The organism is Sphingomonas sp. IC-11, from assembly GCF_021043365.1.
Taxonomy (GTDB): domain Bacteria; phylum Pseudomonadota; class Alphaproteobacteria; order Sphingomonadales; family Sphingomonadaceae; genus Sphingomonas.
In genome coordinates this window covers 137,924-151,023 of record NZ_JAJNDU010000001.1, presented here as the reverse complement: position 1 = coordinate 151,023, position 13,100 = coordinate 137,924, and the positions used below count along the sequence as shown (strand labels likewise).

11 protein-coding genes are annotated in these 13,100 nt (G+C 64.1%); 8 read left to right on the top strand and 3 right to left on the bottom strand.

The genetic code is table 11. From position 1 onward, the window contains the following. Nucleotides 1–84: 84 nt before the first annotated feature. On the bottom strand, nucleotides 85–831 hold the full coding sequence (locus LQ954_RS00605; protein WP_227771215.1) for a Bax inhibitor-1/YccA family protein: 747 nt from the start codon (nucleotides 829–831) through the stop codon (nucleotides 85–87). A 120-nt stretch (nucleotides 832–951) separates the two neighbouring features. On the opposite strand from LQ954_RS00605, the gene thpR reads away from it, so the two are divergent. The 8 genes from thpR (at nucleotide 952) to LQ954_RS00565 (ending at nucleotide 10,169) form a co-directional block, all read left to right on the top strand. Beyond that, nucleotides 952–1,494: an RNA 2',3'-cyclic phosphodiesterase gene (gene thpR, locus LQ954_RS00600; protein WP_231021410.1), complete on the top strand. Its 543-nt coding sequence runs from the start codon at nucleotides 952–954 to the stop codon at nucleotides 1,492–1,494. Nucleotides 1,495–1,539: 45 nt separating this feature from the next. After that, nucleotides 1,540–3,099 carry a spinster family MFS transporter gene (locus tag LQ954_RS00595; protein ID WP_231021408.1) on the top strand — a complete coding sequence of 520 codons (1,560 nt, stop codon included), beginning with the start codon at nucleotides 1,540–1,542 and terminating at the stop codon, nucleotides 3,097–3,099. After that, entirely contained in the window at nucleotides 3,096–3,830 is a 735-nt protein-coding gene (locus LQ954_RS00590) for a lysophospholipid acyltransferase family protein (protein ID WP_231021406.1), read from the top strand. The genes LQ954_RS00595 and LQ954_RS00590 overlap by 4 nt, the downstream gene beginning before the upstream one ends. 10 nt (nucleotides 3,831–3,840) lie before the next feature. Next, nucleotides 3,841–5,244, top strand: a complete 1,404-nt coding sequence (miaB, locus tag LQ954_RS00585) for a tRNA (N6-isopentenyl adenosine(37)-C2)-methylthiotransferase MiaB (protein WP_231021405.1) — start codon at nucleotides 3,841–3,843, stop codon at nucleotides 5,242–5,244. Nucleotides 5,245–5,362: 118 nt separating this feature from the next. Continuing rightward, nucleotides 5,363–7,477, top strand: coding sequence for a M10 family metallopeptidase C-terminal domain-containing protein (locus LQ954_RS00580; protein WP_231021403.1), 2,115 nt, complete (start codon nucleotides 5,363–5,365; stop codon nucleotides 7,475–7,477). Between the two features lie 141 nt (nucleotides 7,478–7,618). Further along, complete coding sequence (locus LQ954_RS00575) at nucleotides 7,619–8,620, top strand: PhoH family protein (RefSeq protein ID WP_227771209.1); 1,002 nt, start codon at nucleotides 7,619–7,621, stop codon at nucleotides 8,618–8,620. 133 nt (nucleotides 8,621–8,753) lie between these two features. After that, the gene (gene ybeY / locus LQ954_RS00570; protein WP_227771208.1) at nucleotides 8,754–9,263 is read left to right on the top strand and encodes an rRNA maturation RNase YbeY; all 510 of its coding nucleotides are present in this window, start codon (nucleotides 8,754–8,756) and stop codon (nucleotides 9,261–9,263) included. Next, nucleotides 9,264–10,169: a hemolysin family protein gene (locus tag LQ954_RS00565; protein WP_227771207.1), complete on the top strand. Its 906-nt coding sequence runs from the start codon at nucleotides 9,264–9,266 to the stop codon at nucleotides 10,167–10,169. Between the two features lie 116 nt (nucleotides 10,170–10,285). On the opposite strand, the gene LQ954_RS00560 is transcribed toward LQ954_RS00565, so the two are convergent. Both LQ954_RS00560 and hrpB read right to left on the bottom strand, forming a co-directional pair. After that, entirely contained in the window at nucleotides 10,286–10,567 is a 282-nt protein-coding gene (locus LQ954_RS00560; protein WP_231021401.1) for an ETC complex I subunit, read from the bottom strand. A 10-nt stretch (nucleotides 10,568–10,577) separates the two neighbouring features. Next, nucleotides 10,578–13,043: an ATP-dependent helicase HrpB gene (gene hrpB / locus LQ954_RS00555; RefSeq protein ID WP_231022683.1), complete on the bottom strand. Its 2,466-nt coding sequence runs from the start codon at nucleotides 13,041–13,043 to the stop codon at nucleotides 10,578–10,580. Nucleotides 13,044–13,100 lie beyond the last annotated feature (57 nt).

The window sequence follows — 13,100 nt, the reverse complement described above, 5'->3', positions numbered from 1 at the left end:
CTCCTGCGCTCATCGGCGTTGGAGCCAAATAAAAAGGCCCGGCGGGTTTCCCCGCCGAGCCCCGTGTCTCAGCCTCGCTGCCGCTTATTCGCGGTTGCCGAGGAACGAGAGCAGGAACTGGAACATGTTGATGAAGTCCAGGTAGAGCGACAGCGCGCCCATGATCACTGCCTTGCCCATCATGTCCGTGCCGGCGACGTAGGCGTACATTTCCTTGATGCGCTGCGTGTCATAGGCAGTCAGGCCAGCGAACAGCAGCACGCCGATCGCGCTGATGCCCATCTGCAGGGCCGGGCTCTGCAGCCACAGGTTCAGCAGCGACGCCACGATCAGGCCCACGACGCCCATGATCAGGAACGTGCCGAAACCCGAGAGGTTACGCTTCGTCGTATAGCCATACAGGCTCAGCGACAGGAACGCGACCGAGGTGGCGAAAAACGTCGTGGCGATCGAAGTGCCGGTGTAGACGAGGAAGATCGTCGACATCGACACGCCCATGATGCCAGCAAAGGCCCAGAAGATCGCCTGAGCCGCACCGGTCGAAAGGCGGTTGATGCCGAAGCTCAGCACCATCACGAACGCCAGCGGCGAGAACATCACGATGTATTTCAGAATACCGGGCGCAAGGAAGATCTGCGCCGCGAGGCTTTCACGCCCGCCACTGGCGAACAGCAGCGCGACGATGCCGGTGAGCAGCACGCCGGATGCCATGTAATTGTACACCGACAACATGTATTTGCGGAGACCCGCATCATATGTCGTGCCGCGCGTGCCCGGTACGCTCGCGCCGAAGGCATTCGCCGTCGGACGGGGGTCGGACCAGTTAGCCATTGTCAGTTTGCTCCTTCGTCCGGCAAATGGCCGGATACGCCTTCGAATATCGCGTGGACGTTCCCAAAGTTCAAGTTCGCGCCGTGTTGGCAACAGTTCGTCACAAAGAGGTGATCGCCGATGCACCGCTTGTTCGTCGCCCTTCGCCCGCCCCCTGCCATCCGCGACGCGCTTGCCGATGTGATGGACGGCGTACCGGGTGCCCGCTGGCAGGACGACGATCAGCTGCATCTGACTCTTCGGTTCATCGGCCCGGTCGATCGACCGGTGGCCGAGGACATCGCCGCCGCGCTGGGCGGTATCCATGCCGCGGCCGTGGAAGCGACCGTTTCCGGTGTCGGGCGGTTCGGTCAGCGGGGCCGCAACGAAGCGCTATGGGCGGGCATTGCGCCGCAGGAGCCGCTCGCCGCCCTCCATCGCAAAGTCGATCAGGCGATGGTGCGCGTGGGGCTGGAGCCGGAACGACGCGCTTATCTCCCGCACATCACGCTTGCCCGCCTGCCGCGCGGCGTGAACGCCGGCCTTGAAGTGGAAGCGTGGCTGTCGCGTCACGCGGCCCTGACGAGCGGTCCCTTCGCGCTCCATCATCTGGTCCTGTTTGAAAGCCATCTGGGGCGAAGCGGCGCGAGTTACGAGCCAATCGCCCGCTGGCCCCTGGATTGATCGTCTGTTACGCCCGGACACAAAGAACCGCACGAGGGGAGCAGGATGACCACGACCACGGACGGCGAATACCGCGCGACAGGCTATGCCTGGTACGTGCTCTCGATCCTGTTCGTGGTGTACATCCTCAACTTCATCGACAGGCAGGTGATCTCGATCCTGGCCGAGGACATCAAGCGCGACCTGAACCTTCGCGACGAGGATCTCGGCTTTCTTTACGGCACCGCGTTCGGCGTCTTCTACGCGCTGTTCGGCATTCCGCTCGGGCGGCTCGCCGATAGCTGGCACCGCGTCCGCCTGATCAGCGTGGGCCTGGCGCTATGGTCGACCATGACCGCCTTGTCGGGCCTGTCGAAAACCGGCGGGCAGCTCGCCGCCGCGCGCATCGGGGTTGGCGTTGGCGAAGCGACCGCTAGTCCCTCCGCATATTCGCTGATCTCGGACTATTTTCCCAAGAAGCTGCGCGGCACCGCGCTTTCGATCTATTCGGCAGGCATTTACGTCGGCGCGGGCATTTCGCTCTTCATCGGCGGCCTGATCGTGCAGAGCTGGAATGCCGCCTATCCAAACGGGGGCCCGTTCGGCCTGGCCGGCTGGCAGGCGGCTTTCCTCGCGGTGGGCTTGCCCGGCATCGTCATCTCGCTGTGGATAGCCACGCTGCGTGAGCCTGTTCGCGGCCTTTCTGAAGGGCTGGCACAACCGCCACATCCCGCGCCGTTCAAGGCGTTCTTCGAAGAATTGCTGACGATCGTTCCGCCGTTCACCGTGATCGGTGCGGCTCGGCTGGGTACGCGAACCTTGCTTTGGAACCTGGTCGCCGCGGCCATCACCGCAGCAGCGATTGCGGTTCTTGTCACGCTGGGCGAGCCACTGCCGCAATGGTTGGCGGTAGGGATCGGCTGCTACGCCGTCTTCTCCTGGGCGAGTGCGCTGCGCCATCGCGATCCGCCGACCTTCGCGCTGATCGTCGGAACGCCGGCATTTCTGTGCACGGTGGTAGCGTACGGCCTCAACGCCTTTCTCAGCTACGCCGCCGGCTTCTGGGCGGCGCCCTACGCCATGCGCGAACTGGGCGTATCGCCAGCCGAAGCCGGGTTGATCCTGGGGGGAATGGGCGCCGTTTCGGGCTTCCTCGGGGTTACGGTTGGCGGCATCCTGGGCGACAAGCTACGTCAACGAAACGCCGGCGGACGGCTGATCATGGTGGCACTGGGTGCCGTCGTGCCCGTTCCCTTTCTGGCGATCGGCTTCACCACTGACACGCCCCTCATACTCTATGCCTGCCTTTTCCTTGCCCAGTTCACGGCGAGCTGGGGCCTCGGCAATTCGGCCGCGACAACGCAGGATCTGGTGCTGCCACGCATGCGCGGCGCCGCCACCGCCACTTACTTCATCGGCACCACCTTGCTGGGCCTTGCGCTTGGCCCGTACCTCGCGGGTCGAGTGTCGTCGCTAACCGGCAGCCTCTCCACCGGCATGCTCTCCTTGCTGGTGACCGTGCCGATCACGCTTGGCGCTGCCATCGCTGCCTTCCGGCTCGTTCCCGCCGCCGAAGCAAGCCGCGAGGATCGCGCCCGTGCAGCCGGCGAGACCGACTCCACTTGATCCGCGTCGCATTGCGGATAGCGGCGCTGGTGCTGGCGCTGCTGTTTGCCGTTCCGTTCCACCTTCTTTGGCGGCTTCTGCGCCTGAGCTCGCCGTGGCCGAAATGGTTTCTGGGCGGCGTTGCGCGGATCATCGGCGCGCGTCGGCGAACGGTCGGCGCCCCGCTGCGGCGAGACGTGGTGTTTGTTTCCAATCACCTCAGCTGGATGGACATCCCCATCCTGGCGGGGCGCAACGGCAGTGCCTTTGTCGCGAAGGCGGAACTGAGGTCAGTTCCGCTGGTGGGTTGGCTTTGCACCCTGAACGGCACGATCTTCGTCCGCCGCGACGACCGCATGGCAGTCGCGGATCAGATCAACGCCCTGCGCGAGGCGCTGACGGAAGCCTGGGCGATCACGATCTTTCCCGAAGGCACGACGGGCGACGGGAAATCGCTGTTGCCGTTCAAGGCGGCGCTACTGGCTGTGCTCGATCCCCCGCCCCCGGGCGTGATGGTTCAGCCCGTGCACATCGATTATGGTGCCGCCACGGCGGAACTCGCCTGGGTCGGGGATGAGCCCGGCACGTCCCATGCGCTGCGCGTCCTGCGCCGACGCGGCACGTTCGTTGCAACCATCCACTTCTGCGACCCCTTCGATCCCCGCGACTTCCCCGGGCGTAAGGCGATCGCGGCGGAGGCGCGGGCGCGGATTGCGGCTGCCGGTGGCGAAAGGAGCCTGTCTCCGCTATAGGCGCCGCCCCATGAAGCCAGCGCCAAAAACCTTTGCCGTCAAATCCTTCGGCTGCCAGATGAACGTCTATGATGGCGAGCGCATGGCGGAATTGATGACCGCCGAGGGCATGACTCAAGCCGCCGATGCCAATGACGCGGATCTGGTGGTGCTCAACACCTGCCACATTCGTGAAAAAGCTACCGAGAAAGTGTTTTCCGATATCGGGCGCCTGCGGAAGCACGGGCGCGCGCCGATGATCGCCGTGGCAGGCTGCGTCGCCCAGGCCGAGGGGGAGGAAATCGTTCGCCGGGCCAAGGTTGACGTGGTGGTTGGTCCACAAGCCTATCACAACCTGCCGAAGCTGGTGGCCGAGGCAGCCGCCGGAAAGGCCGCGCTCGACACCGACATGCCCGTGATGTCGAAGTTCGGCGCCCTTCCCGCCCGCCGAAAGGTAGGGCCCAGCGCATTTCTGACGGTTCAGGAGGGCTGCGACAAGTTCTGCACCTATTGCGTCGTGCCATATACGCGGGGCGCCGAAGTGAGCCGGCCCTTTGCCGCGATCGTGGACGAGGCAAAGGCGCTCGTCGATGCGGGGACGCGCGAGATCACCCTGCTGGGCCAGAACGTCAACGCCTGGACGGACGGCGACAACCGTGGCCTCCACGACCTGATCCGAGCGCTGGATCGCATTCCGGGCCTCGCGCGGATCCGGTACACCACCAGCCATCCCAACGACATGGCACAGGGCCTGATCGACGCCCATCGCGATGTCGAGAGCCTGATGCCGTTCCTCCACCTACCGGTACAGGCAGGCAGTGATCGGGTGCTGAAGGCAATGAACCGCAGCCATAGTCGGGATTCCTATTTGCGTTTGCTCGGCCGGGTCCGGGCCGCCCGTCCCGACATTGCCTTGTCTGGCGATTTCATCGTCGGCTTCCCGGGGGAGACCGACGCCGAGTTCAACGAGACCATGCGGCTGGTGGACGAGGTTGGCTATGCCCAGGCATTCAGCTTCAAGTACAGCCCGCGTCCCGGCACACCGGCGGCCGAGCTCGCTGATCAGATCCCGGAAGAGGTGATGGACGCGCGGCTGCAGCAACTGCAAGCCGCGCTGAACCGCGACCAACTGGCGTTCAACGAAGGCTCGGTGGGGCGGACATGCGACGTTCTGGTCGAGCGGCAAGGCAAGTACGCAGGCCAAATGCTTGGGAAATCGCCGTGGCTGCAATCAGTTCTTCTGTCCGGGGAACACAGGATCGGCGACCTGGTAACCGTTCAGCTTACCCATGCCGGCCCCAACTCTTTGAGGGGGCTATCCGATTTCGCTTCGGCGAATGAGGACAAGTTGTTGACAGTTCTTGCAAGAAGCGAGAGGCTGCGCGCACAAGAACAGGCAGGGGCCGCGATCAACGCCAGCAGCATTGTATCCTGAAGATCGTCATTGCCGCGCGTCAGTGACGCTTTGGATATTTGATCCCTGCTCTTCCGGCGGAAGAGCAGTCGTTGGTTCGGCTAAGTCCCCTGCCTGAAGGAGTAGGGAGGACGATCAGATGTCGATTGTGGACGCACCCACTGGCGCGATGTGCCAGTGCCCCGCGTGTTCTGGCGGCGGCACACATCCTGAAGGCAAGATCTGGGATGACGGTCGGTACGTAGACTATAGCTCGCTTGATCCCGATGCTGGCGGCACTTACGCCGGCAAGCCGATCTGGGATGTCGGCACCATTTCCGCCAATCTCAATCGCACCGGCGACGATTGGTACACGAATAACTACGGCGAACTGGACGACGGGGTCCTGAATTTCGGCTTCTGGAAGAACTTCGCCGAAATCTCTAACAGCTACTACGTCAATGCCACTGGCACTGATTATTTCAGCGAAGCAGATCGCGAGACCTTCTCCGCCTTCAACGCAGATCAACGCGGCATCGCCCGCACCTCGATCGGCCTTTGGGACGATTTGATCGACATCTCCTTCCGGGAAACCAAGTCGTTCGACGCTGACATCACCTTCGGCAATACCGACACCGGCGGCGCGCAGGCCTACGCCTATCTGCCATTCGGCGACACGCTGGACGATCTCTACGAGACGCAATATGACTTTTCAGAAGTTGGCCGGCTCAGCGGTGACGTCTGGATTGACGGCTTCGTAGCTTCCAATTTCTTCCCGGTGGCGAACAGCTATTATGCCGTCACCACCATGATCCATGAAATCGGCCATGCGATCGGCCTTAGCCATCCCGGCGACTACGATGCGCTCGACGACGATGATGGTGATGGTGAGCCTGACCCGATCACCTATGCGAACGACGCCGCATTCGCGCAGGACTCGCGCCAATATTCGATCATGAGCTATTTCGACGCTTATGAGACTGGTGCGCAGCACATCGACTTCACGCTCACGAACTTCGCTTACGCAGCCACCCCGCTGGTGCACGACATTGCCGCCATCCAGGCCATTTATGGCGCGGACACCTCTACGCGCACCGGGAACACGACCTATGGCTTCGATTCGAACGCTGGCCGGGCTGCGTACGATTTCACCCTTAACACCCGACCGATCGTGACCATCTGGGATGCCGGCGGCCGCGACACCATCAACTTCTCCGGCTGGGACACGCCTTCGATCATCGATCTGAACGAAGGCGCCTTCTCGTCCGGCGGCGGCGTGATCGAGTTCCCGTCGCTTGAGGAAGTGAATGCCAATCGTGAGGCGCTCGGTTTCGCACCGCGCACCCAGGAGCAGTACGACTTCTATGTCGCCCTGCGTGAGGAACTCGGGCTCGAAAACGGCCTGTTCACCGACAACATCTCGATTGCTTATGGCACGGTAATCGAGAACGCCGTGGGCGGCGGCGGTGATGACCTTATTGTCGTCAACAGCGCGGCAAACCGGGTTGACGGCGGCGCGGGTGTGGACACCGTGAGCTACGAAACCGCAACGGCTGCCGTGACAGTGTCGCTCGCCAACGGCATGGGATCGGCGGGTGCGGGTGGTGATCGCCTCACCAGCATCGAGGGCCTGATCGGCTCTGCCTTTGCAGATCGGCTCATGGGCAATAGCGGCGCGAACATCCTTGAGGGTGGAGCCGGAGACGATCGCCTGACGGGCGGCGGCGGCCGCGATACCTACGTCTTCAAGCTTGCCGCGGGCGGCACTGGTATCGATCGTATCACGGACTTCAACCGCGACGACATCATCGTCACTGACAAGGCCCTCTCCGATCCCAACAACGACGACATCATCAAGATCGGCAGCAACGGCAAACTGGTACTGGACGCCGCAACGGACTCCCGCGTCATCCTGCAGAACTTCGAGGTCGGCAGCGGCATCAACTTCCTGGGCGAACGGGATGGGCTGTTCTACTACGGCTATGCCAGCGACACGCCCCGGATCGACAAGCCGGTAACCAGCGCGTTCGCCGCCGGACGCGTCTATGAGGCGCCTGTTCCGTTCTCCGAGGCGATCGGTGGCGACCTGTTCGCGCCCAGCACGACGAGCACGCCAACGGTCAACGCCAATGCATTCTCGCTCGACGACATGCGGCTCGCCAGTGGTTCGGCCTCGGCGGGCGCCGGAGGTGTGGCGAGCTTCGAGCCGGCACTCCTCTATACGCAGGCGTCGCCGGTCCATTCGCTGGATACGATCAACTGCGTTATTGCCTGACGTGATCAGGGGCGGCGCCGGGTCGATTGCGGTATATTCGCAACGATCCGGCGCCGTTTCCGTTTGTGGGCGTGATGGGACTTACACTTGCCCGTTGCCGCTGCCACATTGGTGGCGCATGACGCACCTTCAGGGAGCCAGATGAGCCGAAAGCCCGTAGCCGCCCAAGCGGGCGATCGCAGCAGGGTCGAACTAACCTTCGATCGTCCCCAACTGCTCAGTGCCTTGTTCGGCCAATATGATCGTAACTTGGTAGCGTTGGAGAACCGCCTGGGGGTTTACATTACCGCGCGCGGCAATCGCGTCGGGCTGGAGGGAACCGCTGAACAGGTCGCGCTTGCGCGCGACGTTCTAAACGATCTCTACGTTCGCATTCAGCGCGGCGAAGAAGTTGACTCGGGGCTGGTCGATGCGTCGATCGCCATGGCGGCCGAACCGACGTTGGATGGTATCATTTCCGCCGAAAAGACGGGCGGCGCACCGCCCATCATGATCCGCACACGCAAGAAGACCATCGTCCCGCGGACACCCGCGCAGGCGCATTATATGCGCGAGCTTGTTCACAACGACATGATCTTCGCGCTCGGCCCGGCCGGTACCGGCAAGACGTATTTGGCAGTAGCGCAGGCGGTGGCGCAGTTGATCACCGGCAGTGTGCAGCGCCTGATCCTGTCGCGTCCTGCGGTGGAGGCGGGCGAACGGCTCGGCTTTCTTCCCGGAGACATGAAGGAAAAGGTCGATCCCTACCTTCGGCCGCTTTACGATGCGCTGTACGATTGCCTTCCTGCCGAACAGGTGGAGCGACGAATCGCCAGTGGCGAGATCGAAATCGCCCCAATCGCGTTCATGCGCGGCCGCACGCTATCTGACGCTTTCGTGATCCTGGACGAGGCGCAGAATACGACGCCTGCGCAGATGAAGATGTTTCTGACCCGTTTTGGCCAGAATAGCCGGATGGTGATCTGCGGCGATCCCAACCAGACCGACCTTCCTGGCGGCGTGGCGGCGAGCGGCCTCGCCGACGCCACTATGCGCCTCGAAGGTGTGGAGGGCATCGCAATGGTTCGCTTCACCGCCGCGGACGTGGTGCGCCATCCAATCGTCGGCCGGATCGTCGAGGCATATGAAGGGCGCGACGCTTGACGGCCTTGGCACTCCGGCTGTGCTGTGACGCACCCGCATGCGCTAGCGGCAGTGCATCAGGGCGCAGGTCACGCCCTCTCGCTCCAGCGATGCCGCTCCACAAGTGCGGCAAATTGGTGCAGACGGATCTCACATGATTGACGTTGCCCTCCTCCAGGAAGAGCCCTGGCCCGACGGCCCTTGGGAAACGCTTGCTGGTGCCGCTGTGCGCGCTGCGATCGGCGCCACCCCGTTTGGCACATTGCTCGACACCCGAGCCGCCGTTGAGGTGAGTATCCGCCTGACCTCCAATCAGGAGGTGCAGACTCTCAATTCCCAGTATCGCGGCAAGGACAAGCCCACCAACGTGCTGTCCTTTCCGATGGTACAGCCCGACCTGATCGATACGGTCAGCCACAATTCGGACGATGGCGAGGTTTTGCTGGGCGATATCGTGCTCGCGCACGGCGTCTGCGTGGCTGAGGCGGCGGATCGCGGGATCAGTGTCGAGGATCACCTTTCCCACCTGATCGTGCATGGCAGCTTGCATCTGCTAGGCTATGATCACATGAGCGACGACGAAGGGGATGCGATGGAGGCGATCGAGCGGGACGCGCTCGCCACGCTCGGCATCGCGGATCCCTATGCCATACGAGAGGACTAAGTGTCCGAGGACCGAAGTAGCGCCGGAAACGGCGAGCCGAATGAAGGCAGTATCTGGCGTGGCCTGCGCACTCTGATCTTCGGGGATTCCGAAGAAGCAACGCTGCGTGATGTCCTCGAGGCGGCAATCGACCGTCATGAGGAAGACCCGGGGCCCGACAGCAAGGGTGATCTAACCCCGCTCGAACGGCAGATGGTGCGCAACCTGCTCCATTTCAGCGAGCGGGATGCAGGCGACGTGGGCGTACCACGTGCCGACATCATCGCGGTAGAAGAACAGACCACCTTCGATGAGGTCGTGCACGTCTTTGCCGACGCCGGCGTCAGCCGACTACCGGTCTATCGCGAGCGCCTCGATACGATCATCGGCATGGTTCACATCAAGGACGTGTTCTCTATTCTTGCGGGCGACGGCCCGCGGCCGGCCGACATCACCGGCCTGATCCGGCAGCCGTTGTTCGTGCCCATGAGTCGTGGTGCGCTCGATCTGCTCGCCGACATGCGCCAGACGCGTGTTCACCTGGCGGTGGTGCTGGACGAATATTCCGGCACCGAGGGGCTGGTGACGATCGAGGACCTGATCGAAGAAATCGTCGGTGAGATTGAGGATGAACACGACGAGGCGCCAGAAACCATGCTCGTCCCCCTGGACGGCGGCGCGTGGGAGGCGACGGCCCGGGTAGAGCTGGAGGACGTCGGCAAAGTCGTGGATCCTCGCCTTGCGGAGGCGGAGAGCGACGTCGATACGATCGGCGGACTGACCGCGGTTCTGGCGGGCCGGGTGCCGGAGCCAGGCGACTGTATCGATCACCCCAGCGGCTGGCGAATTGAAGTCATCGACGCGGACGAACGGCGGATCAACCGTGTCCGCCTTCATCCGCCGGTGCCCGAGCCGGGAGAGGACTGACACCGCTCATCCGGCTGGTGGGCCGCCTGCGCCATCAAGCCAGCCGGGCTCGTCAGGCAGGCAAGTGACCTGCCCCAAGAAGCGAGGCAGGCTTTGCCCCAAACTTCAGTCCAGCGTCAGCGGAAGTTGTCGGCGTAGCTCTGCAGCTTCAGCTTCTTCTCGGGCGCCGGGACCACGACATAGGCAATGCCTTCGCGATCGGCATATTCCTTTGCCGCCTCAAGCGTCGCAAAGCCAAGACGGACTTGCCCCTGCGTGTCTCCGCTTCCGGCCCATCCGGTCAGCGGATCAGGGCGCTGCGCCTCGCGCGGTTCAAATTCGAGCTGCCAGAGATCGGTGCGGTGCTTGCCCGATTGCATGGCGTTCTTCGGGCGCTGATAGATACGGGCGGTCGGCATGAGCACGTCCTTATCGCGATCCGCGCGCTCTTGCATCGGCATTTTTCGTTCGCAGCGTCGCCGAGGCAGCGGCTGGATCGTCCGGCCAGGGGTGCCGAGGATATCGGCCGCGCATCTCCTTGGCGACCGCTCTCCAGCTGCCGGCCCAAAAGCCAGGAAGATCCCGGGTAGTCTGGATCGGTCGCCCCGCGGGTGACGTCAGCGACAGGACGAGGGGCACCCGATCAGCGCCGATGGTGGGATGCTCACCAAGCCCGAATAGCGCCTGCACACGCAACTCGACCCTGGGGCCGCCCTCCGCCGCGTAATCGATGGCGTGGGTGCTGCCAGCGGGACTGGTGAAATTGGCCGGCGCCATGCGCTCGATCCGCTGCGTCTCCTCCCATGACAGCAGATTGCGGAGCGCATCGGTCAGCGCCCCCGATGACACCGCATCGAGCCGCCGCTTGCCGGCCAACAATGGGGGGAGCCACTCGTCCAGCCGCTCCTCCAGGGATTGGTCGTCGAAAGGCAATCCTGCATAGATGGCGCGCTGTCGAAAGGCGCGTGCGCCCTCGCTCCAGGGCAGCAATGAAAGTCCATGCCGCCGCACGCCATCCACCAGTGCCGCCTCGATGGTTGCTGCTGATGCATCGGGATCGGGGGCGCTGGCGAGGCGGATTGCGCCAAGGCGGCGCTCCCGCATCGGACGCACGCCGCCCGTCGCAGCATCGAATTCGGCGAGATGACGCGTTTCGATCCGGTCGCCAAAAAGCGCAACGACCGTTTCTTCATCGATCGGCACGGCAGAAAGGATGCGAGCGCCGGCGGCCATCCCCTGAGTCTCCGCGACGGCGAGCCATTCCTCACGCGCAAGTGAGGAAGCGGAGTCGAGCTTGAAGCCGCGACCGCCGACCGAGGCCCAGCGCTCGCCCGATGCATCTCGCCGACGCGCAATCCGGTCGGGAAAGGCAAGCGCAACTGCCACCTCAAGGCCCCGAGCTGCCAACGGGAGAGCGTCCGACGCATCCGCGGCAGGCCGGGGAGCGACACGGCTCCATCGCTCGGCCAGTTGCTTCGCGGCTCTCGCCTTCGGTGTGGCGTCGCTTCGCCAACGACGCCTGCGAAGTTCGAGGTCTGGATCGTTGCCCCCCAGCCCGCGCTCTCCCAACAGCACCGCCACGTCGGCGGCCTCACGGGCGAAGCCCAATTCCGCCGCGCGGAGCAGCATGTGCGCGAGACGAGGCGGCATCGGCAAGGCAGCGATGGATCGGCCGTGCTGCGTCGGCCGTCCATCAAGGTCGATCGCTTCGAGCGTCAGTAATCGAGCGCGCGCTTCCGCCAGTGCCGCATCCGGAGGCGGGTCGATCCAGGACAGATCCCGCGGATCGGCAACGCCCCAGATCGCGCTGGCGAGCACCAACGAGGAAAGGTCGGCTTCGAGGATCTCGGGCGGGTCGAACCGCGGCAATCCAGCCGTGGCTGCCTCTTCCCACAAGCGATAGGCCACGCCAGGGCCTTGGCGTGCCGCGCGGCCGGCGCGCTGCGTGACAGAAGCCTGGCTCGCGCGCTCGGTCACCAGCCGCGTCATGCCGGCGGCGCGATCATAGCGGGGACGGCGTGCCAAGCCGGAGTCGACAACGATCCGGATGCCGTCGAGGGTGAGGCTGGTTTCCGCTATCGAAGTGGCAAGCACCAGCTTGCGTCGCCCCTCTGAGTCCGGGCGAATGGCGGCGCGCTGAGCCGTGGGATCAAGGCTGCCGTGCAAACGGTGAAGCGTGATCCCCGGCATGCCCTCCAGGCGCTCAGCAGTTCGTTCAATCTCGGCCACCCCGGGGAGAAAGGCGAGGATCCCACCTTCCGCTTCGCGCAGTGCCCGGCGGACCGCCGAAGCCACTGCGTCCTCGATTCGATCCTCGTTGCGCCCGAGATGAACGAGCGACAGCGGCCAGCTACGTCCCGCGCTTTCGATGACCGGTGCGTCCCCCAGCAGCGCGGCAAAACGCGCCCCGTCGAGGGTGGCCGACATGGCGATCAGCCGCAAATTCTCGCGCAAGCCCGCCTGGGCGTCGATCGCCAGCGCCAAGCCGAAGTCGCCGTCCAGGCTGCGCTCGTGGACCTCGTCGAACAGAACCGCGGACACGCCGGCAAGCTCCGGATCGCGCTGAATTCGGGCCGTAAAGATGCCTTCGGTGACAACGATGACGCGGGTCTCGGCCGATCGCTTCGTGTCGAGCCGGGTGGCATAGCCGTAGGTCTTCCCCACTGGCTCGCCCGCGAGGGCGGCCATCCTTTCGGCGGCAGCGCGTGCTGCGAGCCGTCGGGGCGACAGAAGCAAAATCTCACCCGTGCACCAGGGCTGATCCAGCAACGCTGGCGCGACGGCCGTCGTCTTGCCGGCGCCCGGTGGGGCTACAAGCACCGCGGACGATCGATCGCGCAACGCGGCGAGCAGGTCCGGCAGAACGGCGTGGATCGGCAAGTCGCTGGCACCCATCATTCGCGTCCTGTGGCAGGCACGTGCCGCGATTTGAAGCCGTTCCGGATGCCGGTG

What these genes read in the sequence shown, in the direction of transcription:
- LQ954_RS00605 (WP_227771215.1), bottom strand. Translation starts at nt 831, where the DNA reads ATGGCTAACTGGTCCGACCCCCGTCCGACGGCGAATGCCTTCGGCGCG.
- thpR (WP_231021410.1), top strand. Translation starts at nt 952, where the DNA reads ATGCACCGCTTGTTCGTCGCCCTTCGCCCGCCCCCTGCCATCCGCGAC.
- LQ954_RS00595 (WP_231021408.1), top strand. Translation starts at nt 1,540, where the DNA reads ATGACCACGACCACGGACGGCGAATACCGCGCGACAGGCTATGCCTGG.
- miaB (WP_231021405.1), top strand. Translation starts at nt 3,841, where the DNA reads ATGAAGCCAGCGCCAAAAACCTTTGCCGTCAAATCCTTCGGCTGCCAG.
- LQ954_RS00580 (WP_231021403.1), top strand. Translation starts at nt 5,363, where the DNA reads ATGTCGATTGTGGACGCACCCACTGGCGCGATGTGCCAGTGCCCCGCG.
- LQ954_RS00575 (WP_227771209.1), top strand. Translation starts at nt 7,619, where the DNA reads ATGAGCCGAAAGCCCGTAGCCGCCCAAGCGGGCGATCGCAGCAGGGTC.
- ybeY (WP_227771208.1), top strand. Translation starts at nt 8,754, where the DNA reads ATGATTGACGTTGCCCTCCTCCAGGAAGAGCCCTGGCCCGACGGCCCT.
- LQ954_RS00560 (WP_231021401.1), bottom strand. Translation starts at nt 10,567, where the DNA reads ATGCCGACCGCCCGTATCTATCAGCGCCCGAAGAACGCCATGCAATCG.
- hrpB (WP_231022683.1), bottom strand. Translation starts at nt 13,043, where the DNA reads ATGGGTGCCAGCGACTTGCCGATCCACGCCGTTCTGCCGGACCTGCTC.